At 37.5% G+C, this 24775-nt stretch carries 23 protein-coding genes and 1 riboswitch; of the genes, 13 read left to right on the top strand and 10 right to left on the bottom strand.

Annotation, left to right across the window (positions count from 1 at the left end):
• The 5 genes from ubiB to hemB all read left to right on the top strand — a co-directional run bounded on the left by ubiB (position 1) and on the right by hemB (position 4431).
• Positions 1 to 1638: a ubiquinone biosynthesis regulatory protein kinase UbiB gene (ubiB, locus tag L5B71_RS05215; protein ID WP_265757317.1), complete on the top strand. Its 1638-nt coding sequence runs from the start codon at positions 1 to 3 to the stop codon at positions 1636 to 1638.
• A 126-nt stretch (positions 1639 to 1764) separates the two neighbouring features.
• On the top strand, positions 1765 to 1992 hold the full coding sequence (gene tatA, locus L5B71_RS05210) for a Sec-independent protein translocase subunit TatA (RefSeq protein WP_265757316.1): 228 nt from the start codon (positions 1765 to 1767) through the stop codon (positions 1990 to 1992).
• Between the two features lie 3 nt (positions 1993 to 1995).
• Complete coding sequence (tatB, locus tag L5B71_RS05205; RefSeq protein ID WP_265757315.1) at positions 1996 to 2550, top strand: Sec-independent protein translocase protein TatB; 555 nt, start codon at positions 1996 to 1998, stop codon at positions 2548 to 2550.
• Between the two features lie 9 nt (positions 2551 to 2559).
• The gene (tatC, locus tag L5B71_RS05200; protein WP_265757314.1) at positions 2560 to 3330 is read left to right on the top strand and encodes a Sec-independent protein translocase subunit TatC; all 771 of its coding nucleotides are present in this window, start codon (positions 2560 to 2562) and stop codon (positions 3328 to 3330) included.
• Positions 3331 to 3408: 78 nt separating this feature from the next.
• Positions 3409 to 4431 carry a porphobilinogen synthase gene (gene hemB / locus L5B71_RS05195; protein ID WP_265757784.1) on the top strand — a complete coding sequence of 341 codons (1023 nt, stop codon included), beginning with the start codon at positions 3409 to 3411 and terminating at the stop codon, positions 4429 to 4431.
• A gap of 58 nt (positions 4432 to 4489) precedes the next feature.
• Here hemB and L5B71_RS05190 read toward each other — a convergent pair whose 3' ends face one another.
• Genes L5B71_RS05190 through L5B71_RS05175 form a run of 4 tightly spaced genes read right to left on the bottom strand, consistent with a single transcriptional unit; the run spans position 4490 to position 8258 of the window.
• Positions 4490 to 5134 carry an ABC transporter ATP-binding protein gene (locus L5B71_RS05190; RefSeq protein WP_265757313.1) on the bottom strand — a complete coding sequence of 215 codons (645 nt, stop codon included), beginning with the start codon at positions 5132 to 5134 and terminating at the stop codon, positions 4490 to 4492.
• Positions 5131 to 5928 (bottom strand): ABC transporter permease, encoded by a 798-nt coding sequence (locus L5B71_RS05185; protein ID WP_265757312.1) that lies wholly within the window; start codon positions 5926 to 5928, stop codon positions 5131 to 5133. The genes L5B71_RS05190 and L5B71_RS05185 overlap by 4 nt, the downstream gene beginning before the upstream one ends.
• Entirely contained in the window at positions 5928 to 7061 is a 1134-nt protein-coding gene (locus L5B71_RS05180) for a capsule biosynthesis protein (protein WP_265757311.1), read from the bottom strand. The genes L5B71_RS05185 and L5B71_RS05180 overlap by 1 nt, the downstream gene beginning before the upstream one ends.
• Before the next feature lie 9 nt (positions 7062 to 7070).
• Complete coding sequence (locus L5B71_RS05175; protein ID WP_442780734.1) at positions 7071 to 8258, bottom strand: polysaccharide biosynthesis/export family protein; 1188 nt, start codon at positions 8256 to 8258, stop codon at positions 7071 to 7073.
• Between the two features lie 120 nt (positions 8259 to 8378).
• On the opposite strand from L5B71_RS05175, the gene L5B71_RS05170 reads away from it, so the two are divergent.
• The 8 genes from L5B71_RS05170 to L5B71_RS05135 all read left to right on the top strand — a co-directional run bounded on the left by L5B71_RS05170 (position 8379) and on the right by L5B71_RS05135 (position 19920).
• Positions 8379 to 9824: a bifunctional cytidylyltransferase/SDR family oxidoreductase gene (locus L5B71_RS05170; RefSeq protein ID WP_265757310.1), complete on the top strand. Its 1446-nt coding sequence runs from the start codon at positions 8379 to 8381 to the stop codon at positions 9822 to 9824.
• The gene (locus L5B71_RS05165) at positions 9814 to 10917 is read left to right on the top strand and encodes a CDP-glycerol glycerophosphotransferase (RefSeq protein WP_265757309.1); all 1104 of its coding nucleotides are present in this window, start codon (positions 9814 to 9816) and stop codon (positions 10915 to 10917) included. The genes L5B71_RS05170 and L5B71_RS05165 overlap by 11 nt, the downstream gene beginning before the upstream one ends.
• Before the next feature lie 14 nt (positions 10918 to 10931).
• Positions 10932 to 14534 carry a CDP-glycerol glycerophosphotransferase family protein gene (locus L5B71_RS05160; protein WP_265757308.1) on the top strand — a complete coding sequence of 1201 codons (3603 nt, stop codon included), beginning with the start codon at positions 10932 to 10934 and terminating at the stop codon, positions 14532 to 14534.
• A gap of 29 nt (positions 14535 to 14563) precedes the next feature.
• Entirely contained in the window at positions 14564 to 15199 is a 636-nt protein-coding gene (locus tag L5B71_RS05155; protein WP_265757307.1) for a capsular polysaccharide synthesis protein, read from the top strand.
• 46 nt (positions 15200 to 15245) lie between these two features.
• Positions 15246 to 15647, top strand: coding sequence for a capsular polysaccharide synthesis protein (locus tag L5B71_RS05150; RefSeq protein WP_442780740.1), 402 nt, complete (start codon positions 15246 to 15248; stop codon positions 15645 to 15647).
• A gap of 20 nt (positions 15648 to 15667) precedes the next feature.
• On the top strand, positions 15668 to 16534 hold the full coding sequence (gene galU / locus L5B71_RS05145) for a UTP--glucose-1-phosphate uridylyltransferase GalU (RefSeq protein WP_265757306.1): 867 nt from the start codon (positions 15668 to 15670) through the stop codon (positions 16532 to 16534).
• A 77-nt stretch (positions 16535 to 16611) separates the two neighbouring features.
• The gene (locus L5B71_RS05140; protein ID WP_265757305.1) at positions 16612 to 18642 is read left to right on the top strand and encodes a capsular polysaccharide biosynthesis protein; all 2031 of its coding nucleotides are present in this window, start codon (positions 16612 to 16614) and stop codon (positions 18640 to 18642) included.
• A gap of 24 nt (positions 18643 to 18666) precedes the next feature.
• Positions 18667 to 19920, top strand: a complete 1254-nt coding sequence (locus tag L5B71_RS05135) for a capsule biosynthesis protein (protein ID WP_265757782.1) — start codon at positions 18667 to 18669, stop codon at positions 19918 to 19920.
• A gap of 146 nt (positions 19921 to 20066) precedes the next feature.
• On the opposite strand, the gene L5B71_RS05130 is transcribed toward L5B71_RS05135, so the two are convergent.
• The 6 genes from L5B71_RS05130 to epmB form a co-directional block, all read right to left on the bottom strand.
• Positions 20067 to 20693 carry a 7-carboxy-7-deazaguanine synthase QueE gene (locus tag L5B71_RS05130; RefSeq protein ID WP_265757304.1) on the bottom strand — a complete coding sequence of 209 codons (627 nt, stop codon included), beginning with the start codon at positions 20691 to 20693 and terminating at the stop codon, positions 20067 to 20069.
• A 3-nt stretch (positions 20694 to 20696) separates the two neighbouring features.
• A complete protein-coding gene (gene queD, locus L5B71_RS05125) occupies positions 20697 to 21119 on the bottom strand; it encodes a 6-carboxytetrahydropterin synthase QueD (RefSeq protein ID WP_265757303.1) in 423 nt (140 codons plus the stop codon).
• The gene (gene queC / locus L5B71_RS05120) at positions 21112 to 21795 is read right to left on the bottom strand and encodes a 7-cyano-7-deazaguanine synthase QueC (protein WP_265757302.1); all 684 of its coding nucleotides are present in this window, start codon (positions 21793 to 21795) and stop codon (positions 21112 to 21114) included. Before queC ends, queD begins: the two co-directional genes overlap by 8 nt.
• Positions 21796 to 21798: 3 nt before the next feature.
• A riboswitch (PreQ1 riboswitch) is annotated at positions 21799 to 21842 on the bottom strand.
• A 104-nt stretch (positions 21843 to 21946) separates the two neighbouring features.
• Positions 21947 to 22267 (bottom strand): ribosome-associated translation inhibitor RaiA, encoded by a 321-nt coding sequence (raiA, locus tag L5B71_RS05115; RefSeq protein WP_265757301.1) that lies wholly within the window; start codon positions 22265 to 22267, stop codon positions 21947 to 21949.
• 177 nt (positions 22268 to 22444) lie between these two features.
• Positions 22445 to 23641: a LysM-like peptidoglycan-binding domain-containing protein gene (locus tag L5B71_RS10600; RefSeq protein ID WP_265757300.1), complete on the bottom strand. Its 1197-nt coding sequence runs from the start codon at positions 23639 to 23641 to the stop codon at positions 22445 to 22447.
• Between the two features lie 93 nt (positions 23642 to 23734).
• A complete protein-coding gene (gene epmB, locus L5B71_RS05105; RefSeq protein ID WP_265757299.1) occupies positions 23735 to 24748 on the bottom strand; it encodes an EF-P beta-lysylation protein EpmB in 1014 nt (337 codons plus the stop codon).
• Positions 24749 to 24775: the final 27 nt, after the last annotated feature.

Here is a 24775-nt window from a genome sequence, read left to right as displayed (position 1 = left end):
ATGACTTTTAGCGATTTCAAACGTTTATACAAAATTATCCGCACTTTTTTAATTTACGGCATTGATGAAGCCTTGCCCCACAACGCCTACACGCGACCTTTGCGCTGTTGGCGCAAAACCTTATTTTGGTTACGCAATCAGCATAAAGATCTGGCGTTTGGTTTGCGTTTACGCCTTGTGTTACAAGAGCTTGGGCCGGTTTGGATCAAACTCGGGCAAATGCTTTCCACCAGACGAGATTTATTCCCCCCTGATATTGCGGATGAATTGGCATTATTGCAAGATCAAGTTGAACCTTTTGACGGCAAACTGGCGCGTGAACAAATTGAACAAGCCTTTGGGGGCAAATTAGAAACGTGGTTTGATGATTTTGATGAAACTGCCCTTGCTTCCGCTTCTATCGCACAAGTGCATACGGCAAAATTTAACGCCGAACAGCCCCTTGCGGGGAAAGAATTGGTGCTGAAAGTGCTACGTCCTAATATTCAGCCACAAATTGAAGCCGATTTAAGCTGGATGTATAAACTCGCTAGCTGGATTCCTCGACTATCAAGCGAAGGCCATCGCCTGCGTGCAGTCGAAGTGATTCGAGAATATGAAAAAACCTTGCGAGATGAACTAGATTTACGCACCGAAATGGCCAATGCCATTAAGCTCAAAGCTAACTTTGTTGATAGCCCAATGTTGTATATTCCCGAAATGTATCAAGAATTTTGCTACCGCAATGTGATCACAATGGAGCGTATTTACGGTATTCCTGTTTCTGATGTAGAAACCCTAAAAGCCAACGGCACGGATATGAAATTGCTGGCAGAACGTGGCGTACAAGTGTTTTTTACCCAAGTGTTCCGAGATAGCTTTTTCCACGCTGATATGCACCCAGGGAATATTTTTGTTAATCCACAGCACCCGGAAAATCCACAATATATTGGCATTGATTGTGGGATTGTTGGGCGTTTGAACGATAACGATAAACGCTATTTAGCGGAAAGTTTTGTCGCCTTTTTTAACCGTGATTATCGCCGAGTGGCGCAAATGCACGTTGATGCAGGTTGGACACCACAAGACACCAATATTGATGAATTTGAACAGGCCTTCCGAGAAGTGTGTGAGCCGATTTTTGCTAAACCCTTATCGGAAATTTCTTTTGGACAAGTACTACTCAATTTATTCAACGTGGCACGTGAGTTTAATATGCAGGTGCAACCGCAATTAGTGCTATTACAAAAAACCTTGCTTTACATTGAAGGCTTAGGGCGTCAGCTTTACCCTCAGCTAGATTTATGGGACACCGCCAAACCGTTCTTACAAAATTGGTTGGACGAACAAATGGGCGTGAAAGCCTTAGCAAAAAATTTAAAGGGCAGCCTGCCTTATATTACTGAGCATTTGCCACAATTCCCTGCTACGTTAATGGAGGCATTGAAACAGCAAACGCAAATTCGCCAGCAATTGCACGAGATCAATAAAAAGCTGGCAAAACAGCAACGTTGGCAGAAAAAAGCCCTTGCTGTGATAATGGGAGCGATCCTTTTCTTGGGGAGTTTATGGCAGTTTTCTGCTTTGCCTCTATGGGGAAGTGTTGGTCTATTAGCAATGGGTGCATTGATTTGGCTAGTTGCGTTAATAATGCCATAAAGAGGATTGCTAAAGTTGATAATAAATCAATAAAATGTGAAATAATATAAATTGGCTATTGTCGAATATGAATAAAAAAGTTATATTTTGACACACTTTGGTTTAAGTTAATTACAGGAGTTTAAAATGGGTTTAGGTGGCGTAAGCATTTGGCAGTTACTCATTGTTCTTTTGATTGTATTAGTTTTTTTTGGCACAAAAAAATTGCGTAATGTAGGTTCTGATTTAGGCACTGCAGTGAAAGGGTTTAAAAATGCAATGAAAGATGAGGAAGTACAAGCGGAGCCGAAAAAAATTAGTGGTGACGCACAACAAGCGACGGCTGAAACTGTAAAAGACAAAGAACAGGCATAATCCGTGTTTGATATTGGTTTTTCTGAATTACTGTTGATTTCCATTGTGGGCTTAGTTGTGCTAGGCCCTAAACGTTTACCTGTGGCGATTCGTACCGTGATGGGATGGATTCGTACACTTCGTGGCTTAGCTGCAAATGTTCAAAATGAGCTGAGTCAAGAATTAAAATTGCAGGAATTGCAGGAAAGTATCAAAAAAGCGGAACACCTTAACTTACAGCAGCTTTCTCCTGAATTGAGCCAAACAGTGGAAGAGTTAAAGGCTTCTGCGGAAAAAATTAAAGCCAATTTAGAAGAAAAAGCTGCAAATTCGCAAACATCCTTTGAGCAGCAAGTGCAAGAATTAAAAAGTGCGGTGCAAAATTCTGAAGAAATAGTGCAGCAAGGCATTGCTCAGGGCGATACATCTGGAGAAGAAAATACACTTTCGCCAGCCGATATTGCAGAACTTGCAGAGCAAGATGAATCGCAACTGGCGCTAACCAGTGCCTATTATCCTGAAGATGATAACCTTGCTGATGTTGTCTCCCCAACAGAATCTCACTCAGAAAAAGTATAAAGGGATTTTATGACTGTTGAAGAAACCCAACCTTTAATTAGCCATTTACTTGAATTGCGTGATCGTCTGTTGCGTTGCGTGTTAGTTGTGGCGGTCATCTTTTTAGGATTGGTTTATTTTGCTAATGATATTTATAATTTTGTTGCCTCCCCATTATTAAGTGTAATGCCATCGGGGGCGAGTATGATTGCAACCAATATTGCAACCCCTTTCTTTACACCGTTGAAATTAACCGGTGTCGTTGCAGTATTTATTTCTGTGCCATTCTTACTTTACCAAGTGTGGGCATTTATTGCACCTGCATTGTACCAGCATGAAAAACGGTTAATTTACCCACTATTATTTTCCAGTACTATGCTGTTTTATTTAGGTGTTGCATTTGCTTATTATGTGGTGTTTCCTCTTGTATTTGGTTTCCTTACTAAAACCGCTCCTGAAGGGGTTGCCATAGCGACTGATATTAGTAGCTATTTAGACTTTGTTCTCACCTTATTTTTAGCCTTTGGTGTCTGTTTCGAAGTGCCTGTAGCGATTATTTTACTATGCTGGTCCGGTGTTACTACGGTTGATGATTTAAAGAAAAAACGCCCTTATATCATCGTTGCGGCTTTTGTAGTCGGCATGTTGCTCACGCCACCAGATATTTTTTCTCAAACCTTGCTTGCGATTCCTATATGTTTATTATTTGAAGTAGGATTGTTATTTGCACGTTTTTATCGCCCGAAACAAGATAAAGATGACACGGACAGTGATAGCGAAGAACAACAAAACAACGAATAATTTCTTTCCAACCATTTTTAGGGCGAACCAATGTGTTCGCCCGTTATACTTATAATGAAAAGATTTTGGAGAATAATGATGACTCAACAAATTTTCACGGGTTTTCCTGCACGCCGTTTACGCCGTATGCGCAAGCACGATTTCAGCCGACGTTTAATGGCAGAAAATAAGCTCACTGCAGATGACTTAATTTATCCTGTGTTTATTATTGAAGGCGAAAATTACCGCGAATCTGTGCCTTCAATGCCTAAAGTGGAACGCTTAACTTTAGATCAATTGCTAATCGAAGCGGGATTATTAGTGAAGTATGGCGTGCCAGTTATTGCGTTGTTTCCTGTTATTGAACAAGGCAAAAAGTCCCTTATGGCGGAGGAAGCTTATAATCCTAATGGCTTAGTACAACGTGCGGTCAAAGCGCTCAAAGTGGCGTATCCAGAATTGGGTGTGCTCACAGACGTGGCGCTCGATCCTTACACGGTACACGGACAAGACGGTATTATTGATGATGATGGTTATGTGTTAAATGACGTCACCACTGAAGTGCTAGTGAAGCAAGCACTTTCCCATGCTGAAGCGGGGGCGGATATAGTTGCGCCAAGTGATATGATGGATGGAAGAATTGGCAAAATTCGCGCCGCACTTGAAGATAAAGGCTTTATCAACACGCAAATTATGGCGTATTCCGCGAAATATGCCTCAAATTATTATGGGCCATTCCGTGATGCGGTAGGCTCATCAACTAATCTCAAAGGGGGCGATAAGAAAACCTACCAGCTCGATCCAGCCAACAGTGATGAAGGCTTGCAAGAAGTAGCGTTAGATATTCAAGAGGGGGCGGATATGGTGATGGTAAAACCAGGAATGCCTTATTTAGATATGGTGTACCGCGTTAAGCAACACTTTGGGGTGCCAATTTTTGCTTATCAAGTGTCGGGGGAATACGCAATGCATATGGCGGCCATTCAAAATGGTTGGTTGAAAGAAAAAGAATGTATCATGGAAAGCCTACTTTGTTTTAAACGCGCGGGAGCAGACGGCATCTTGACTTATTTTGCTAAACAAGTAGCAGAGTGGATTTATTTAGAAAGGCAGGGTAAATAGAAATACAGAAAATTTTACCCGCACTTTCGAGTGCGGGTATGGTTAATGTTTAAAGATTTTATTGATTGTAATAGTTATATGCTTCATCAATTGATTCAAAATCAAGTAGCCGGCCTTTTTCTAATACCTTTGCATTATCACAATATTGACGAATGGCAGAAGGACTATGTGAAACCAGAATAATAGAACGATCTTTGCGTTTCTCAAACAGCTCATAGCGACATTTATCACTAAAACGAGAGTCACCAACAGCAATAACCTCATCAATAAGATAGCAGTCAAACTCAACGGATAAAGACAAAGCGAACGCGAGTCTAGCTTTCATTCCCGAAGAATAATTTTTTACTGGTTCATATAGATAATCACCTAATTCAGAAAAAGTCTCCGTGAAAGTGGTTACATAATCAATATCGGCATTATAGATACGGCAAATAAAACGCAAATTATCCATTCCCGTTAAACTCCCTTGGAACGCACCACTAAAAGCGAGTGGCCAAGAAATGCTCATTTCTCTGCGTATACACCCTGAAGTTGGGGCTTCAACCCCACTTATTAAGCGGATTAAGGTAGATTTCCCTGCGCCATTTCGACCCAGAATACCAATTTTCTCGCCTTTCTCAAGTTTAAAATTAATATTATTTAATATTTTAACTGGGCCTGTTCTGTTATAGTATTCCTTACATACATTTTCTACACTAATCATCTTGTATTGATCCTATCGCTAAAACTACGAACCATCAGTAATCCTACCAGTAACATAATTAAGTCACAGGTAAGAAGATAGCTTGGTGACTCCATTGTTATAACACTGGAACCAAAATAACCATGTCTAAACATTTCTGTACCGTGGATCATAGGAAACCATAGTAATATAGATTGCGCATTGGTAGGCAAGCTATTTGCAAAAAAGAAGGCACCTGAGATAGGAAACATTAGAAATGTTAATGTACCCCAAATTTTACCAAAAAATTCTAAATAATAAGCGAGTGAGCAAATGATTAAACCTAGACCAATGGCAAACAGAGCCATTAAGAACCAAGCAAAAAGCATATATAATACATCGCTTGGCATTTCAACCCAACCGATCATCACAAGAAAGGCAAGCATCAAAATCTGAGCAACAGTCGCGCCCATAATTTCCAACGTCATTCTGGAAAAAAGGGTATCCAAGGGGCGAACATTACGGTGATATAATAATGCCATATTCGCATCAATTGCACCAATTGCTCTACTAGATGCATTACGCCACATCATCAATAATGGGTAGCCTGTGATTGCAAAAGCAACAATATTTAACGTAGAAAATCTATCTGCCCTAAAGAAGTGCCACATTAATACAATAACAAGGGTCATCATAAAGGGTTCGACAAATAACCATAAGAACCCTAAATTTTTACGTCCATAACGAGTAATGATTTCGCGTAGCAATAATGCTTTTAGCACGCGCCACTGGATCTCAAATGATTCTCGTAATGAAGTTTGTTCGCCATACCGCATTAGTTTTTGTGCTCTCTTACACCAGCTAGTAATAGTGTTAATACGCCATAAATCACTAAGCCAAGAATCAATGTTGCCAAAATATTGTATAAACGATGAGGTTCTAAGGCTAAATCGGGACGATTAGGTTTAGCAATAATTTCTAGGTATAATTGCTGTCTGCCAGCTTCTTCTTTTGCACTTTGTAATGCAGACATTGCGGCCGTTAATTGCTGTTTAGCTAATGTGTTATCTAAGATTAATCGCTGATATTCAGCCGACTGCGTAGTCAACGATTTTTTGCCTTCAAAGACTACATTTAATTGTTGAGACAGTTCTTCTCGTATGCTTTTTTGTCTTGCTTTTAACACTTTGACCTGGGGATTATTCGGTGATAAAGCTCTTACTTGATCAAGCTGAGTTTGAATCGAAATTAATTCATTTTGTAATTTCTGTACTAATGTTAATACGGATTCTGATTGACTTGCTACATCAAAAATTTCATTTTTAACACGATATTGACTTAATGCAACGGAGGTTTCAGTTAAGTGATTTTCTGCTTCATTAACCGATTGCTGGGCAAATTTTATGGTATCCCCACGCGCACGATCATTAAGCTGATTCACTAATTTCTCAGCTAGATTGAGCAAGGCATTATTAATTTCTTGCGCTGATGTTGCATCAAAGGTGCGCACACTTAAGGTTGCAATGCCAGATAATGAATCAATACTGATTGACAAGTGATCGCGAAAATATTGATAGAATGCTTCTTGCGAATCGAATAATCCTAAGGGAGCAAAACGACTGAAAAAATCGCCTTCTTTATAGAATTCTTTTATTGGTAGATCTGTTTCTAAGGAAGTTAATGCATTACGAGAGCGCATAAATTCTTGTACCGTAAAGGTGTCATCTTGAGAACGGGCAAATCCAATGCTTTGTAATAATGCCCCCATTCCACCTAAACTCGCTTGACTACGAGAAGATCGCACAATAAAACTGGACTCTGAAATATAAACATCTGAAGCCCAAATTGAAAAATAAAAGAGCGAACAAAAAGTAGGGATAATGACCGTTATCCAGAATAACGGGTTTATTTTATGCAAAGCGAGTCTTTTTTTCTTTTGAGCGATCGGTTTTTCAATATGCTGTTCCATATCATGCACCTACAGATTATTAATACGATTGATTGTTGATAATGCTGGTGTTGTCGTGCCAAAAATTATACGAATAAATTTTTGGTATTCAGCTAATGGCGCATTCGATACATAGACGATATCTTTATCTTCAATCGCAAAATTTTGAATCCAAAACATTGATTTTGGTTCAAGTAAATTTACTTGATAAACGGTTGGAATATTCATTCCTTGGTGATAGCCTTTCATTAACCATTCATTTTGCGTATTGGGCGGTAGCTTCTCAAAGGGCACATAACGAAATACAAATATACCTCTCGGATCGGCTCGCTCATCTCGTAATCCACTCATTCGACCAATTGCTTCAGCTAAATTCAATCCTTCACTAGAAAAACGTATTTCACTGCTATGTCCTACGGCTCCCATTGCTGTGAATGAAAGAGGATTATTCTGTAAACTTAATATATCACCAGCACGAAGGAGAATATTTTCTTGCGGTTCTCTGGTTAATTTTGCTAATGAAATTGTTTTAACCTGATTATTTCGAGTAAGCTGAACAGAGATATCTTTTGGTGATCCGCTGGCTCCTCCGGCACTCGCAATCGCATCTAATACACGTTCTCCATAAGTAGTTAGTGGCATACGCATTGCGGTTGCTTGGGTCAGAATCGTAACATTGGCTGAATTATTTTTTATAATCCGAACAATTGCTTGTGGCTCATTGGCTATTGGTTGCAATCGTTTGATAATTTCCGATTGAATTTGTTCAGGCGTTTTTCCAGCAACACGCAGTGAACCGACAAAAGGTATAGTGACTCTGCCATTATTACTGACCATTTGTTCCGGAAGGCGAGTACTTTGGCTTGATGATATACCACTTTCATTTAGAACACTACCAAATAGAATTGCAGGAGGTGCTTCCCAAAGAGTGATGTCTAATAAATCACCCGAATTTACAACACCTTGATAACGTTGCTTAGAGGGAGATAGCTCTTGGAATGATTGTTTCTGAAAAGGGCTAGTTCCAACTACTTTATCATCTAACTTAATTAACTGAACAGCAGGAATATTAGTATTTTGTTGCTCTATTTTTTCAATGCTACCTTTATTTGGCCCTGATGTGGGTAAATTGGCACAGGATGTAAGTAAGCAGCAAGTTATAAAAATAGATAAATTACGCATAAATTTAACCTTAAAGTTGTTAGATGAAATCAACATTCTCATATTCTCTATAGTATAACTTACACTTCAGTGTTGGTCTATAATACGCTTGAGTTTTTATAGTATCACATTTACAATGTATAGATTAAATTATTAAAATTTTATAGGGCAGAATCTATGGGGCGTTTAAATATGAAAGCTAAAGTTTTTGGCATTATTCTTGCCGGAGGAGTTGGTTCTCGTATGGGTTTAGGGTACCCTAAGCAATTTTCTAAAATAGCTGGCAAAACAGCATTAGAACATACAATTAATATATTTCAACAACATTCTGAAATTGATGAAATAGTGATTGTTGCTGAACGTAATCATTATAGAAGGATTGAGGAATTAGTTACAAAAGTTGGATTTTCAAAAGTTAATAGAATTATATTCGGTGGAAAAGAGCGAACGGATTCTACTTTATCGGCTATTCAAGCATTACAAGAAGAAGATGACAGCTGTAAGTTAATAATCCATGACTCTGTTCGTCCATTGTTATCGGCTGAAATTATCAGTAAGTGTATAGAGAAGCTAGACAGCTATGTTGCTGTAGATGTTGCTATTCCGGCAACAGACACTATCGTCCACGTCAATCCAGATACTAAAGAAATTTTAGACATTCCAAAGCGAAGTGAATATTATCAAGGACAGACACCTCAAGCTTTCCGATTGGGGGTTATAAAGAAAGCTTACAACATTTACCTACAATCAGATATTCAAGGGACTTGTGATTGCGATATAGTATTGAAAACAATACCTAGTGAAAAAATTGCAATTGTTGATGGTTCAGAAACAAATATAAAATTAACTCGCCCTGTTGATCTTTTTATTGCTGATAAATTATTTCAGAGTCGAAGCCATTTTTCGCTAAGAAATATAACTTCCTTAGAAAGACTATATAATATGAAAAATAATGTGTTAGTTGTCGTTGGTGGAAGTTATGGTATTGGTGCAGACATTATCCAAATTGCAAAAAAAATTGGTATAAAAACTTATAGTTTGAGCCGTTCAAATGGAGTCAATATAACGGATATAGATGCTTTAAAACAAGCATTCTCTGATATTTATCAAAAAGAGAAATGTATTGACTATGTTGTAAATACTGCTGCAATTTTAAATCATAAATCCTTATCATTAATGGATTATGAAGAAATTTCTAATAGCATTAATGTAAATTATACTGGAATGGTTAATGTTGCTGTGGCATCTTATCCTTATTTAAAAGAATCACACGGTTCATTGTTGAGTTTCACATCTAGTTCTTATACACGAGGAAGGGCATTTTATGCCATTTATTCTTCTACAAAAGCGGCAATAGTAAATTTAACTCAGGCCCTATCGGAAGAGTGGATGCCAGATAACATTAAAATTAACTGTATTAATCCAGAACGAACTAAAACTCCGATGAGAACAAAAGCTTTTGGTATTGAGCCAGAAGGAACTTTACTAAATCCTAAAACTGTTGCATTTGCTTCATTAATGGTATTAGAAAGTAAAGAAACAGGTAATATTATTGATGTCATTTTAAATGATGAGATGTATATTTCAGATCTACTAAAAGAATTCGAAAATAATGAAAAATAAACCCTATTTTATCTACTTAGATAGTAAAATTGTTGGTACAGCAAAACAGATTATTACTTTTTTTGAGAATGGTATTTTCCCTAGGGGAAATACCACTCTTCTTATTAAAAAGTATAAGCATAAATCAGCAAAAGTTATTTCTCATCTTTTTCAAAAAATGAATATCACATATCGTTTTGTAAAAGCGGCTGATCTTGATGCTTTACAAGAAGGTATTGTTTTTTATCCCTTTAATGCACAATCTAATTGCCGTGCAGTTGCAAATCGAAATTTAACTCATATATTTATCACTCACGGAGAAAGTAACAAAATATCTTCAGTAAAACCGATTATTCGGATCTATGATTATATAATGACAGCTGGTAATGCTGGAATTGATCGCTTTTTTAAACATAAAATATTTTCTCCCTCAGATTCAGAAAGATTAATTACAGGAGGTGATACATTCGTAGGTAAAACAGGACTATCCGGTCTGTCAAATAATACTACACCTGTAATTTTTTATGCGCCAACTTGGGAAGGAGGAATTCCGCAAGAAAATTATTCAAGTTTGTCTTATACGCAACTTGTTACACAAACGATTTTACAGCTAAGTCAATATCACCAAACAGATTATATTGTAATTCGACCTCACCCTAATACGGGTTATAGATTAGTAGAGTATAAAGAATTTCTACTACGTCTTATTGAAAATTTACTTAAAGAATCTAAAAAATTGATTTTATTTAAACCGCACTTAAATTTCTCCTTATTTCAAGCTTGGAAAATCAAGAGAAAAGGCGTGCATCTAGTTGACACATTGCAAGGTTTTAGTGCAGTTTTTGGATTATGTGATGTATCGGCTGTTGAAACTCAATTATTGAATGAAAGTATCCCCTATTACCTTTTTTGCTCGAGAGAACAGAAAGAATACTTACTGAGTTTGAAATGCAATCAATATTATCAAAATAACTTGATAACTTTTCAAAATAATTCGTCAATTCCTATATTTTCTATGGAAGGGTTTTCTCAGCTAAAAGATTATATAATTGATAACTCATATTCGAAAACTCCACTTAATAAAAGAATCGTATCTATCTTAGAGAAATTATAAAAGGAAATATTACTATGAAACTTTGGCTATTTGGTACCTATGCTTGGCAAGGAAACCCCAAAGCTCTCTTTCTTTATATGAATCAGTATTGCAAAGAAACTCACGAATGTTGGTGGATTGCTGATAACGAAGAAGATGCAAAAGAAATTAAAAAGAATACGGGAATTAACAATATTACTTTCTTAACCAGTGAAAAAAGTAAAAAGTTATTTTTAGCTGCGGATGTATATGTAACTGAAAATTTCAGAGAATCATATCCTGCAGAAATGAATGAAAATATTAAAATTTTTAATACTTGGCATGGTGTTGGTTTAAAGCATATTGAGCTGGCACTAGGTATGAATTCGGTATTGGCTGATAGCGTTGTCCGTAAATATATTAAAAACTATAATCTTTATAGAAATAATGTTCTTTTTCTCACAACATCTCAAACAATGGAAGACCATTTCCTAGAAGATACTGCCATCAGTAAAGAATTGATTATTCGTGGTCAATATCCACGCAATGAAGTATATAAAGCAGGCGGTATTCATACTTACGAATTGGATACATTATTATCAAAACCTGCAAACTCATATGATAATCTGATTTTATTTGCACCCACTTACCGAATTGGCGCAGTTGAAGGCGTACTAGGCAACCTATTACCTGATTTTGCACAGCTTGAACAAATATGCGCTCGCAACAATAATCTATTTATTGTAAAAGTTCACCCTTTCATGAAAAAAGATAATTACGTCATTGAAATGGCTGAAAAATATCGTAACAGTAATCATATTTTATTTTGGAATGATGATTATGACATCTATGAGGCTTTTTATGCTATTGATGTTGCAATTATTGACTATTCCAGTATTTTTTACGACTTACTTGATGCGGGCGTAGAAAAGTTTATCCGCTATGTTCCTGATCTAGATAGCTATCAACAAGATTTGGAACTCATCGGTGATTATATGGATTTAACTGAAGGTGTAATAATTAAAAATTACCAAAGTCTGCTTCAGCAGCTTAACAGCAGTAATATTCCTACCATTTCAGATGAGCGCAAAGCTTATTTACAAAAATACTTTTTTAGTTTTGTTGAAAAAGACAATGCCATGTCTAAACTTATTACGGCAGTAGATAATCATTCTCTTAACCCAGTACCTTTAAAAGAACTACATTCATTTGATATTTTCGACACACTGATTCGCCGTTCTACACTTAAACCATTCAGTATTTTTGATTACGTCCGAGATCGTGCTAAAGCCTCTGGCATTCAATTTCCGCTACAAATTACAGAAAACTGGGTAACTTTACGCAACCGCGCTGAACATGATGTTCGCGATATGATGCGCAAAACAACATTTGAACGGAAAACAGATAAAATTGAAGTTACTCTAGATGACATCTATAGCCGTTTACAAAAAAATTTGCAGCTAACTGATGTACAAACCAACTTTCTCAAACAAGCAGAAATTGACGCCGAGATTGCCCATGTAGAGCCAATTCAACAACGCATCGACTATCTTTTCAGCTTAAAGCAAGAAGGCCATGATGTCATTATGGTCAGCGATATGTATCTACCAGAAAAAGTAATTCGAGCTATGCTTGATCGTGCAGATAGCCGTCTGAAAGATATTCCTTTATATCTTTCATCAACAATCGGGCATCAAAAATCGACAGGCAAACTCTATCAGCACATTTTCTTTGAAATTGGTTACCAATACAGCAAATGGACACATTATGGTGATAATAAACACGCAGATGGCTCCGTACCGCGCCGTTATGGTATTCAAACTGCAACGCACGATATAGACGATTTTATCCCATTTGAAAACGCTCTTGTGAGTGCTATGGATAATTACAACCGCTATCCTGCCTACCGTTTGGCGACCAAAATGCATCGCTACCGTAGCGAATTAATTAAAACTATGGATAACGTCTTGCTAGAAACCAAGTATTACAACTATGCTTATGTTGGTTCTGCACTTGTCAGCTATATCAATTGGGCAGTTCGTGATGCCATTAAACGCGGATACGAAACCCTATACTTTATTTCTCGAGATGGTCATTTCCTCAAACAGATTGCCGATAAAATTATCACCACAAAAAAATATAAACTTAAAACGAAATATATCTACGGCTCACGTAAAGCATGGCGCTTGCCTTCTTTCATCAATAAAGTTGATGATGAAACCTTTTGGCAGTTTGGTAATTTTGTCGGTATGGATAGCTTTGACGACCTTGTAAAAGCAAGTTATCTAAGCGAAGAAGAATTGCTTGAACTCTTTCCAGAATTTGAAAGCCTTAAAACAGCTAAGCATTTGCGGGGCGCAGTGGCAGAAAATATCCGCAAAATTTTATCTGATTCTCAAACATACCGTCAAAAAGTGTTGGATATTGCACGAGAAAAACGCAAAATTGTTCGCCGCTATCTTCAGCAAGAAATCAACCCAAATGAAAAATTTGCCTTTGTTGAATTTTGGGGAAGAGGCTACACGCAAGATACTTTCAGCCGTTTGCTCAATGATGCTTTTGATAAAGACATCACCAACCCATTTTATTATGTACGCAGTTTCACTGATGACATCGGTACATCAGTGCGTCACAACTTTATTTTAGCACCGCAAAATTTCTCATTTTTTGAGCCAATTTTTGCTCAAACTCCATACGATAGTATCCCTGGCTATATTGAAATAAATGGTCGTATTGAACCCATTATCAATCATCGTGATGCCACTACAAGTGAATTGATTTCAGACGGTCTATTAAAATTTACCGAAGACTTTTTATCGCTAGATCTTGTTGATGAAGACTACTTTACCTCATCATTAGCACAATTTACCTATCAATATCAAATGAGTCACAATGATGATCAATTTATCTGTAACGTATTTAGTGAGCTAAAAGACAATATTTCCAGCTTTGGCATCGAGAAGGCTTATGCCAAAGCCCTTACACTTGATCAATTACAAGGAATTGCATCTAAACAAGAGCTAGATAAATTAACCCAGTCCATTCAAATTTCTCTAGCCAAAAGTGATCAAAAAACCATTGATTACTATCAACGAATTCAGAAAAATTACAACTTGCCTAAATTTAATGGCAAAGTGATGAAAAAAGCATACGCTGTTAATCCACTAGAAACTTACGTTGTCAGTGATAAACTGCCGTTTACTGTAGAATCCATTCAAAATAACAGCTTTTACTTGGATGTTAATTTCAATGACACAACCAAACGTAAAGACTTATATTTGAAAAAAGGTCATACTATAGAAGTAGCCGCAATTGACTGGCTTAAAGGTGGCGTACCACGTTTGCTTACAGAATACGGCTATATTACTGCTCACAAAGATTGGGTGCATAATATTGATGGTGCTCGTATAAAACAAAAACTCACTGCTGAACAGAAAAAGGTGCAAAAAAAGACCGCACTTGCTAAAGGTAAAAATCCACTAGATTTCAGCAAATCAAGACATAACAGTCGAAAAATGCGTAAATTGGCACGTGATCCCTATGCATTTTTTAAAGATGCGAAGAACCCCGCGGTATCAAAACTAAAACACTTATTCAATGAACAGCATGCTGTTGGTCGTATGATGAGTAGATTAGTGCGAAAAAACCTTAACCGCTAATATTTTATTAAAATAAAAAGGCAAAATACATGGATATTAAAGAATCTGTATTTGAGACAATTATTTCAAAAACTGAATGTATTACCCAAACTGTTGGTGAGCTATTCAATATGCAACAATCACAGCTCAGCCGAATGCAAGCAGATATACAAGCAAAGCAAGATAATCTAGCAAATGAACTTCTTAGCCTAGCTTCTGAGATGAATAAAAACAAGCTTAATTCTTATGCCACTCGAATAGAAGCCTATGTGGTAGAGCATCTATTAAAAGCTCCCTATGATGCAAAGCACGCTTTTAAAATACATAAAGCCATGTTTGCTGAACGCCATGAGATGGCAATGTTCTTGTATGAAAATCTTGCAAAAGTAAAACAACAAGTTCATCAGCGCATCAAAAATGCTGTTGCAACGCCGTCTGAAAAAATTAAAGTATTTACATATTGGGATAATGATAATAATTTGCCTCCTATTGTCTCAACATGCCGTAAAAGTTTAGAAAAGCATATTCCCAAAGACAAATTTGAATTAATTATTTTAAACTCTGAGAATTATAAAGACTGGGTAAGTTTCCGAAAAAGTGAAATTCAAGCTGATATTTCCCAAGCTCATTTTACTGATATTCTTCGTATGAAGTTATTAGAGAAATGGGGGGGGCTTTTGGCTTGACGCAACGTGTTTATTAACACAAGATTTCTATCAACTAACACAAGAAATTCGAAAACAAGAGCAATTTTTATTTTGCTATGCAAACTCTCGTGTTGGAAACTGGTTTATTTATAGCAAGCCTAACAATTATATTTTATCAATGGTCTGTGAAATGTTAATTTTATGGTGGAATACCAAAGGCTACCTAACCAACTACTTTATGACACACGACATTATTGAAATGATGTATTGGATTGATGATGAGTATCGCCAAGATTGGGATAGAATGTTGAAAATCCACCCTCGCAATGCTCTAGCAATATTGCGTGCTTACAACCAGGTTATTTCAAAGCAAGAGTTTAATCAATTATTGAATGGATCCTTTATTCATAAATTAACCTACAAATATAACGCTGAAAAAATTATTAAAAACAGTGTGTTAGAACAATTATTGGCGTATAAGCCTTAAGAATAAAGGATCTAAATAATATGGCTCAAAAAATCAAAAAAGCCGTTTTCCCTGTAGCGGGAATGGGAACACGTTTCTTACCCGCTACGAAAGCCAGTGCAAAAGAAATGCTGCCAATAGTGGATAAGCCATTAATTCAATACGCTGCCGAAGAAGCTGTGGCAGCAGGTTGTACAGAATTAATCTTCATTACTGGACGCAATAAACGCGCAATTGAAGACCATTTCGACAAAGCTTATGAACTAGAAACCGAATTGGAAATGCGTGAAAAGCATAAATTGCTAGGCTATGTGAAAAATATTCTGCCAGACCATGTAAGCTGTATTTTTATTCGCCAAGCCGAAGCCTTGGGTTTGGGGCATGCCGTGTTATGCGCTCGCCCTGCCGTAGGAAATGAACCATTTGCCGTCATTTTAGCAGATGACTTAATTGACGCTCCACAAGGCGCACTCAAACAAATGGTCGATATTTATAATCAAAGCGGTAACAGTGTATTAGGTGTAGAAACAGTTGATCCCACACAAACAGGCTCATATGGCATTGTTGAAGTAGAGCAGCTCAAAAATTATCAACGAATTACAAATATTGTAGAAAAGCCAAAACCAGAAGAAGCACCATCAAATCTTGCGGTGGTCGGTCGTTACATTCTTACACCGCGTATTTTTGATTTGCTCACAGACTTGCCTCGTGGCGCTGGTGGTGAAATTCAACTTACCGATGGCATTGCCCGCCTGCTTGATCATGAGTTTGTCTTAGCACATCCTTTCGAAGGCAAACGCTATGATTGTGGCAGTAAACTAGGCTACCTAGAAGCAACAGTTGCTTATGGATTAAAACATCCCGAATTAAGAGATGATTTTAAAGAATTGCTGAAACAGTTTGTATAAATATTGAGTTTCATATATTTAAAAACAGCAGATAAGTACCCAATTAATTTAAATAAAAAGATAGCAACCAGATCGCCATGACCCCAATTATCTTTTCCTCTGGAATCAAAAAAATCCCGAACCTATCCAATTTTCTAAAGGATAACCCAACATTTTCCTTTGAAAATTCGGTGGTAGGTTGGGGATTTCGTCCAACGGCAAACAAAGCGCGGGATTATGCTGCAAAGCATAATTTGCGTTATATTGCGCTTGAGGACGGCTTTCTCCGTTCTATTGGATTAGGCGTTGATGGATACCCGCCATTTTCTTTGGTTGTGGACGATGTGGGCATTTACTATGCAGCAGAAAAATCTTCTCGATTAGAAAAGTTAATTGCTGATTGTACTTTGAATGATGAGCAAGCGCATCAATCCTATCAGGCAATGGCATTGATTCGTGAATGGCAATTATCCAAATATAATCACGCACCTTGCGAGCCAGTAGCCACAGAACATAAAAATCAAATCATATTGGTTATTGATCAGACATTTGGTGATATGGCGGTGCAATATGGTTTGGCTGATGAAAATAGTTTTTGCCAGATGTTGCAAGCAGCATTGCAAGAAAATTCTGATGCTGAAATTTGGGTGAAAACACACCCTGATGTGATTGCAGGGAAGAAACGGGGATATTTAACTGAGTTATTAGATCAACCGCGTGTGAGAATCATTAGCCAAGACATTAATCCACCAACCTTATTATCTCAGGTGGATAAAGTGTACTGCGTTACTTCGCAAATGGGATTTGAGGCATTGTTACAAGGTAAAGAAGTGGTAACTTTTGGTGTGCCTTGGTTTGCTGGCTGGGGATTAACCGATGATCGCCACCCTTTTGTTACGGAACTTATCACACAGCAACGTCGCAATCCCCGTACGTTAAATCACGTTTTCTATGCCGCTTATTTTCAGTATAGCCGCTACATTAATCCCTTTACAGGGGAGGCTGGCGATATTTTTGATGTCATTCATTATTTAAATTGGGTTAAGCACTGGCAATCTGTATTAGTGGGGGATTTTTATTGCATTGGGCTTTCCTTGTGGAAAAAAACGGTATTAAAACCTTTTTTTCATTTACCAAATTGTCGTTTACATTTCGTCCGTTCACTTGCTAAATTTAAGAAAATTCAACTTGATGAAAATGTGAAATTATTGCTATGGGGACAAGGAAAATCAGCGTTTATCGCTTATGCGGAGGAAAATAATATTCCCGTTTGGCGAATGGAAGATGGCTTTATTCGTTCTGTTGGGTTAGGCTCGAACCTTGTTGCGCCACTTTCTTTAGTGGTTGATCCTTTGGGGATTTATTTTAATCCACAACAGCCTTCGCAACTCGAATCTATTTTGCAAAATACCGCTTTCTCAGAAAAAGATGAAGATTTAGCTCGGCAGATACAGCAAGAGCTGATCCAAGCTAATATCGGTAAATATAATGTAGGCTCTGCGGGATTTGTCCGCCCAAATACAGATAAAAAAGTGCTTTTAGTGCCAGGACAAGTGGAAGATGATGCCTCTATTCGCTTTGGTTCACCGCAATGTCAATCAAATCTTACGTTGTTACAACAAGTGAGACAATCTCACCCTAATACTTACATTATTTATAAACCGCATCCAGATGTTTTGAGTGGAAACCGAAAGGGGCATATCGCTCAAGAACAAGCATTAACTTATGCAGATCAGATTGTAACAGAGGCGAATATTTTAGATTGTATCCAAGCTGTTGATGAAGTACATACAATGACCTCTTTAGCTGGCTTTGAAGCATTATTACGAGGCAAGACTGTATATTGTTATGGGTCGCCATTTTATGCGCATTGGGGATTGACAGTGGATGCGTATGCATTACCTCGTAGGAGTAAAAGGTTGACGCTACGACAACTTATTGCGGGAACGTTATTATATTATCCGCTTTATCTTAATCCCAATACAAGGCAACTAACCGATGCCAGAACAGCGATTGATATTCTATTAGCACAAAAGAATCAGTTAAAGGATACAGGGTTATATAAAAGTTGGTTAGGCAAAAAATTTGGAAAATATGATTATTTTATACGAACATTTTTGTTAAAATAATCTCTCAGAACTGGAGAGAAAATGATGGTTGCTGGTAATTTAATCGATCTTTGCTTGTCTGCAAAACATATTTTGTTATTGCAGGGGCCAATAGGCTATTTTTTTAAAGATTTTGCAGATTGGTTATGTGAAGTACAGCAGAAAAAAGTATATAAATTAAATTTTAATGCGGGAGATAAAAAATTTTTTTCCTCTGCATTAAGCAATGAATATATTTTTGATTATACTGATAGGATAGAAAACTTTAATGTTTTTCTGATTACATTTTGTAAAAAATATGAAATTGATACGATTGTCTGCTTTGGTGATAATCGTCCCTATCATAAAGTAGCAAAATCTGTCGCTTATCAATTTCAATATGCTTTTTGGGTTTTTGAAGAGGGATATTTTCGCCCTCATTATGTTACTTTGGAGAAAGGTGGTGTAAATGCCTTTTCCCCAATTCCTAGAGATAAGCATTTCTTTTTACAGCAAGCTAATAAACTTAAACAATTACCAACGCCAATTCCTGTTGCAAAAGGTTTTTTTCCAATTGCTAAATTGGCAACTTGTTATTATGTGTACGCTAGATATAAAGCAAAAATGTTCCCTAACTACAAGCATCATAGGAAATATAATATAAGCTATTATATAAAATTATGGTTAATTTCTGGGATTAAGCGTATTTGTAATTGGCCTAAAGAACGGATTATTATCAGAAAAATAAGACAAGGAAAATTAGGTGATTTTTATATACTTCCTTTACAAGTTTATGATGACAGCCAAGTAAGAGTACATTGTGATTTTGATAGTGTAGCGCAGTTTTTGATCTATGTGTTAGATTCTTTTGTAAAACACGCCCCTAATTCGCTAAAATTAATCGTAAAACATCACCCAATGGATAGAGGTTTTATTAGTTATAAACCTATTATTCAGCGTTACCTTTCAGACTACCCCCAATTACAAGGTCGTTTATTTTATGTCTATGATATACCAATGCCTGTATTACTTCGTGATGGAAAAGCAATGGTAACATTAAATAGTACAAGTGGTCTATCTGCGTTAATCCATGATATGCCAGTTATCACATTAGGACGGGCTAATTATGATATTCCAGGTATAACCCACCAAGGATCATTAGAAGAATTTTGGCAACGGCCGCAGAAACCAGATCAAGAAGCATTTAAGGCTTATCATCTCTATCACTTAAATAAAACACAGATTAATGGGAGTTTTTACAACAAGGTGATTTTACCTGAAGAAAAATTACTAGAGACTGATATGAAGAGTGTAGAATAAGTAATTGTTATTTAGCCACCTTATCAAAGGGAGATTATTTACCTTGATAAGGTGGTTTGATTTTAAATATCCTACTATTTCTGTTAATTTATAAAACCATAGCTAATTAAATGTTATTGTTTCTCACCGCTTTGAGTAGTAATTTTTTATTCAATACCAATTAATTTATGTGTTTGGATACTTAACAACCATTTAGGTTTATCTTTACGTTGATTTAGCAAGCCTAATTGCGAAATTGTATGATGGAGATTCATTTTTCCATCTGTTTCACAGGGGGATAAATAATAATATTGAGCCTGAATTTGGCTTTCGATGAATGCACAAAATTCTTGCACGTCATCATCTGCCACAATCCTCACTTCATTGGCTTGCGTAATACAGCGTTGGCGATATTTCAGCGCATATTCTCGTTTTGGGCTGGTGGCAATGTAATCAATTTGTGCAGGAACAGGCTTTAATCCATTGGTTTCAATGGCAAGAAAATAGCCCTCTGCCTTAAGCTGATCAAGCAATAAGCCTAGTTGTGGCTGAACGGTTGGCTCGCCTCCTGTGATGATAATATTTTTGGCCGAAAACGACCGCACTTTAGCTAAAATTTGCTGTAACGACCACGGCTCAAAATTATTATAAGGCGTATCGCACCAAGGACAAGCCAAGTTGCATTTGCCGAAACGGATAAAAATGCTTGGCATTCCCGTATTTGCGCCTTCCCCTTGCAGGCTTTGGAAAATTTCTACAATGGGGTAGCTTGGATTAGAAATCAATTCTACCATTCATTAATCTTCCCGATACTCACAAAATGAAGTGGGCGTCTCCCACAAGCGAATGGCACTAATCGGCAAGTGTTCACTTAAGCGTTGAAAAATAAAGCGTGCCATTTCTTCTGCAGTAGTGCGAGTGGGCATTGCAAAGGTTTTGGAATTGAGATCTTGCAATAGCTGTGCAATTTTGCTTTCCCGCTCACTGGTTTCATCATAAATAAAGGCGTGATCCATTGGCGTGAGAATGTGTTGTTTTACGATCAGTTTGAGATCCGAAAAATCCATCACCATTCCTTTTTTCACCCCGCTGGCGTGTAGCTCCCCTTGCACTTCAACTTGTAATTTATAAGTGTGGCCGTGCAGGTTTTGGCATTTGCCATCGTGTCCGTCTAACAAATGCGCCATATCAAAACTGAATTCTTTAGAAACTTTAAACATTTTGCATCGCACTTTTTTGTTGTAAATATTCGCTTAAGCCTTTATTGCGTAATACACAGCTTGGGCATTCGCCACAGCCACCTTCCACACCAGCATAGCAAGTGTGGGTATGATTGCGAACATAATCTAGCGCGCCTAAGCTATCTGCCAGCGCCCAAGTTTGTGCTTTGGTAAGATACATTAACGGCGTGCGAAGATTAAAATGGTAATCCATCGCTAAGTTAAGGGTAACGTTCATTGATTTGATGAACACATCACGGCAATCAGGGTAGCCACTGAAATCCGTTTCGCACACGCCAGTGATAATGTCAGAAATACCTTGCCCTTTGGCATAAATGGCAGTGTAAAGCAGAAATAAGGCGTTGCGCCCGTCCACAAAGGTGTTTGGCAGCTGATCTTTTTCTTGCTTGATTTCTGTATCTTCATTCATCAGGGCATTTGACGTGATAGCTTTGATCACCGACGTATCAATGACAGTTTGCTTTACGCCAAGATCTTGCGCGATCCATTTGGCTTTTTCCAATTCAATAGCATGTCGTTGACCATACTGGAAGGTTATGGTTTCCACGTTTTCTACGCCGTAATCGGCAATTGCTTGAATTAAACAGGTGGTAGAATCTTGCCCACCAGAAAAGATAACAACCGCTTTGCGATTGTGATTTTTGAATGTTGTCATAAGATATCCTAGTTTTTTTGCGTGGGAGGGTTGCGAACCACGGTCATCGCTGAAGTTGATTCAGCTAACAAAATGAGAGCGGTATTGTACAATAAAGGTGAGCTTAAACAAAGAAAAAGCCCGCAAAAGTGCGGGCTAAATTCAAAAAATTTTAATTAAATGCATCTTTTAAACGTTCTTCAGCACGTCGTGATTCACTTTTATGCTGTAATTTATTGAGTTGGCGTTCAAGTTTTTCTTCTACTTCATTGATTGCCTTGTACATATCTTCCGATTCACTGCTTGCGAACAAATCACCAAATGGTGTGCCGATAGAGGCTTCCACTGAAAAGCCTTTTGGTACTTTATTTAAAATGAAATGAGGATTAATCAGCTGAGTTTGCCATTTTCCTAATTTAGCAAGTCTTTCTTCAATATGAGTGCGGATTGCAGGGGTGATGTCCATTTGTTTACTGGTAATATTTAGAGTCATAACATTTCCCTCTTGTTTGATGATAAGTATCTCTACTTAGGATTGAAATATCCATTTACAACATAGCCCTGTTGCTAATTTTTTTCAAGCCTTTTTTCATTTATTTGCGTAAATTTTTCGCAAAAGAATACAATAAAAAAAGCGGGCATTCTGATTTGCCCGCTTGTTGGTAGGAGATTATTTTTTGTATTGATAAGTACCGTTAGATTGGCGAATAAAGGTGCTACCGTTTGCTAAGCGAAGCTGTTCCACACGACCTTGTGTGTTGACTAAAATTTGCACTTTATCGCCCGGTTTAAAGCTGCTCAAGGCATTGCCAGCACCATTCGCTTTTGTCATCGCATTTACATCAGAAATATTTAGATTGTTATCGCGGAAGACTTGCATAAGCGACACACCTTGCGGAATGGTCAGGGTTTTGCTTGTGCCAGCAGTTTTGTTTGTTGCTGGTTTTGCTTCCACTACAGGGACTTTTTTCTCCGCTTTAGGCTCGGCTTTTTTCACGGTTTGGACTTTGTTTTCCGTTTTTGACTTGTTTGCATTAGTTGTTTGCGTTGTTGCTTTTACCACAGGTTTAGGCTGTGGCTTTGGCTGTGCTTGTGCCACCGCAGGTTTGCTTGCCGTTTTTACTGGTTCTACCACTTGTTTTGGCGCAACAACTGTCGGTTGAGGTTTTACTGCTACTGGCTGCTCCATTTGAGGTGTTGGTTGCGCAACAGGTTCAGGGGTTGTAGCAGGATTGTTTTGAGCATTATTTGCATTATTTTCTGCATTTGCCACAGTAGTTTGAGCATTCTCACGGCTACTTTGAGCATTTTGTGTATCTGCTTGTTGTGCAGGTTGCCCTTGGTTTAAGTTATCCAACACATTATTTTCCATTGGTTGTGCTTGATTGAGCGATTGGAACTGGGTTGGAATGCTGTTGGATGGCTGTTCAAAGGCATTTACCGTATCAGAACTTGGTTTTAACCAAGAGATAATCAACAAAATGATCACAGCAAGTAATAAAACAATAAAAATACGACGGTATTTTGGTGGAATAAAACCTAAAATGGCCCAGCTTTCAGGTTTATGAAGATTTTTGCTAACTGGCTCATCTTGTGTTTGCGTGCTTTGTTCAACCACCACTTCTTCCGTTGTACCATTATTTCCTACCAACACTTCGCTTTCGCGTGTTTCAGATGTATTGGTTTCTGTTAAAGTCTCTTCTTTTTTGCCTAATGAACTGACTACTTCTTTTGCTTTATCAAATAAAGAAGGTTCTTGATTAACCGGTTTTTTAGGGGTAATCGGTTCCATTTGATTAAATTCTAAATCAAGTTCATTTTGCGTAGTGTTAGCTGCATTATTTTCGGGTTTATGTTGTTCAGTCACAGTTGATACCTTATGTTAATAAAAAGCACTAAACTAAGTGCGGTGCAAATTTAGCTTATTTTAAAGGATATTTTGTCATTGTTCCATTATCAATTAGGCAGAATATAAAGTTTTATTTGGTTCATTGGCAATTTCGCGTGCTAATTTCGGCACTAAATAGCCTGAAGTGAGCTTTTGTAATTCTTTGTAAATTTTCACCGCACTTTCATCATCAAGATAAAAATGGCTCGCGCCTTCCACTTTATCAAACAAATGTAAGTAATAGGGCAGAATGCCAATGCGGAAAAGTTGCTCACTCAAGGCTTTTAGCGTGTGAGCATTGTCGTTTATATTCTTCAGCATCACTGCTTGGTTAAGCAAGGTTACGCCAACATTTTTCAGTTTTGCCATTGCGTGCGTCAAATGCTCATCAATTTCATTGGGGTGATTGATGTGGGTAACCAGCACCGTTTGTAAGCGAGATTGTGCCAGCAGTTCGCAAAGTTCGTCAGTGATACGCTGCGGAATCACCACAGGCAAACGGCTGTGAATGCGTAAACGTTGTAAGTGTGGGATGTTTTCTAATTGTTTTATCAACCATTCCAGCTCGTGATCTTTCGCCATAAGCGGATCACCGCCAGAGAAAATCACTTCATCAATTTCTGAATGTTGTGCAATATAGTTTAAGGCTTTTTGCCAATTTTTCTTATCGCCCTTATTTTCAGCATAAGGGAAATGGCGGCGAAAACAGTAGCGACAATTAATGGCACAGCTATTTTTTACCATAAATAACAAACGGTTATGGTATTTATGCAAAATATTTGGTGCGGCGGTTTGTTGTTCTTCTAAGGGATCTTTACTAAACCCTTCCGCTTGTAAAAATTCTAAATGAGAGGTCATCGCCTGCAAAAAGAGCGGATCATTTGGATTGCCTTTTTCCATTCGTTCCACAAAAGGTAAGGGAACGCGCAACGCAAATAGCTTGCGCGCAGTAAAATCTTTTTCAAAAAGAGAAAGGGGAAGATTTAAGTGTTCCAGCAAGATTTTGGGATCAGAAATGGCATTTGCGAGATGATCTGCCCAATTTTCTACTTCTCTAATGGGGATATTTCGGGTTAAAATACGCACTTTTAAAAACAATCTCTTTTTATTTGA

The organism is Avibacterium sp. 21-586 (assembly GCF_026226775.1).
Lineage (GTDB): Bacteria > Pseudomonadota > Gammaproteobacteria > Enterobacterales > Pasteurellaceae > Avibacterium.
This window is presented reverse-complemented; position numbering and strand designations above follow the sequence as displayed.

What these genes read in the sequence shown, in the direction of transcription:
- ubiB (WP_265757317.1), top strand. Translation starts at nt 1, where the DNA reads ATGACTTTTAGCGATTTCAAACGTTTATACAAAATTATCCGCACTTTT.
- tatA (WP_265757316.1), top strand. Translation starts at nt 1,765, where the DNA reads ATGGGTTTAGGTGGCGTAAGCATTTGGCAGTTACTCATTGTTCTTTTG.
- tatC (WP_265757314.1), top strand. Translation starts at nt 2,560, where the DNA reads ATGACTGTTGAAGAAACCCAACCTTTAATTAGCCATTTACTTGAATTG.
- hemB (WP_265757784.1), top strand. Translation starts at nt 3,409, where the DNA reads ATGACTCAACAAATTTTCACGGGTTTTCCTGCACGCCGTTTACGCCGT.
- L5B71_RS05190 (WP_265757313.1), bottom strand. Translation starts at nt 5,134, where the DNA reads ATGATTAGTGTAGAAAATGTATGTAAGGAATACTATAACAGAACAGGC.
- L5B71_RS05185 (WP_265757312.1), bottom strand. Translation starts at nt 5,928, where the DNA reads ATGCGGTATGGCGAACAAACTTCATTACGAGAATCATTTGAGATCCAG.
- L5B71_RS05180 (WP_265757311.1), bottom strand. Translation starts at nt 7,061, where the DNA reads ATGGAACAGCATATTGAAAAACCGATCGCTCAAAAGAAAAAAAGACTC.
- L5B71_RS05175 (WP_442780734.1), bottom strand. Translation starts at nt 8,258, where the DNA reads ATGTTGATTTCATCTAACAACTTTAAGGTTAAATTTATGCGTAATTTA.
- L5B71_RS05170 (WP_265757310.1), top strand. Translation starts at nt 8,379, where the DNA reads ATGGGGCGTTTAAATATGAAAGCTAAAGTTTTTGGCATTATTCTTGCC.
- L5B71_RS05165 (WP_265757309.1), top strand. Translation starts at nt 9,814, where the DNA reads ATGAAAAATAAACCCTATTTTATCTACTTAGATAGTAAAATTGTTGGT.
- L5B71_RS05160 (WP_265757308.1), top strand. Translation starts at nt 10,932, where the DNA reads ATGAAACTTTGGCTATTTGGTACCTATGCTTGGCAAGGAAACCCCAAA.
- L5B71_RS05155 (WP_265757307.1), top strand. Translation starts at nt 14,564, where the DNA reads ATGGATATTAAAGAATCTGTATTTGAGACAATTATTTCAAAAACTGAA.
- galU (WP_265757306.1), top strand. Translation starts at nt 15,668, where the DNA reads ATGGCTCAAAAAATCAAAAAAGCCGTTTTCCCTGTAGCGGGAATGGGA.
- L5B71_RS05140 (WP_265757305.1), top strand. Translation starts at nt 16,612, where the DNA reads ATGACCCCAATTATCTTTTCCTCTGGAATCAAAAAAATCCCGAACCTA.
- L5B71_RS05135 (WP_265757782.1), top strand. Translation starts at nt 18,667, where the DNA reads ATGGTTGCTGGTAATTTAATCGATCTTTGCTTGTCTGCAAAACATATT.
- L5B71_RS05130 (WP_265757304.1), bottom strand. Translation starts at nt 20,693, where the DNA reads ATGGTAGAATTGATTTCTAATCCAAGCTACCCCATTGTAGAAATTTTC.
- queD (WP_265757303.1), bottom strand. Translation starts at nt 21,119, where the DNA reads ATGTTTAAAGTTTCTAAAGAATTCAGTTTTGATATGGCGCATTTGTTA.
- queC (WP_265757302.1), bottom strand. Translation starts at nt 21,795, where the DNA reads ATGACAACATTCAAAAATCACAATCGCAAAGCGGTTGTTATCTTTTCT.
- raiA (WP_265757301.1), bottom strand. Translation starts at nt 22,267, where the DNA reads ATGACTCTAAATATTACCAGTAAACAAATGGACATCACCCCTGCAATC.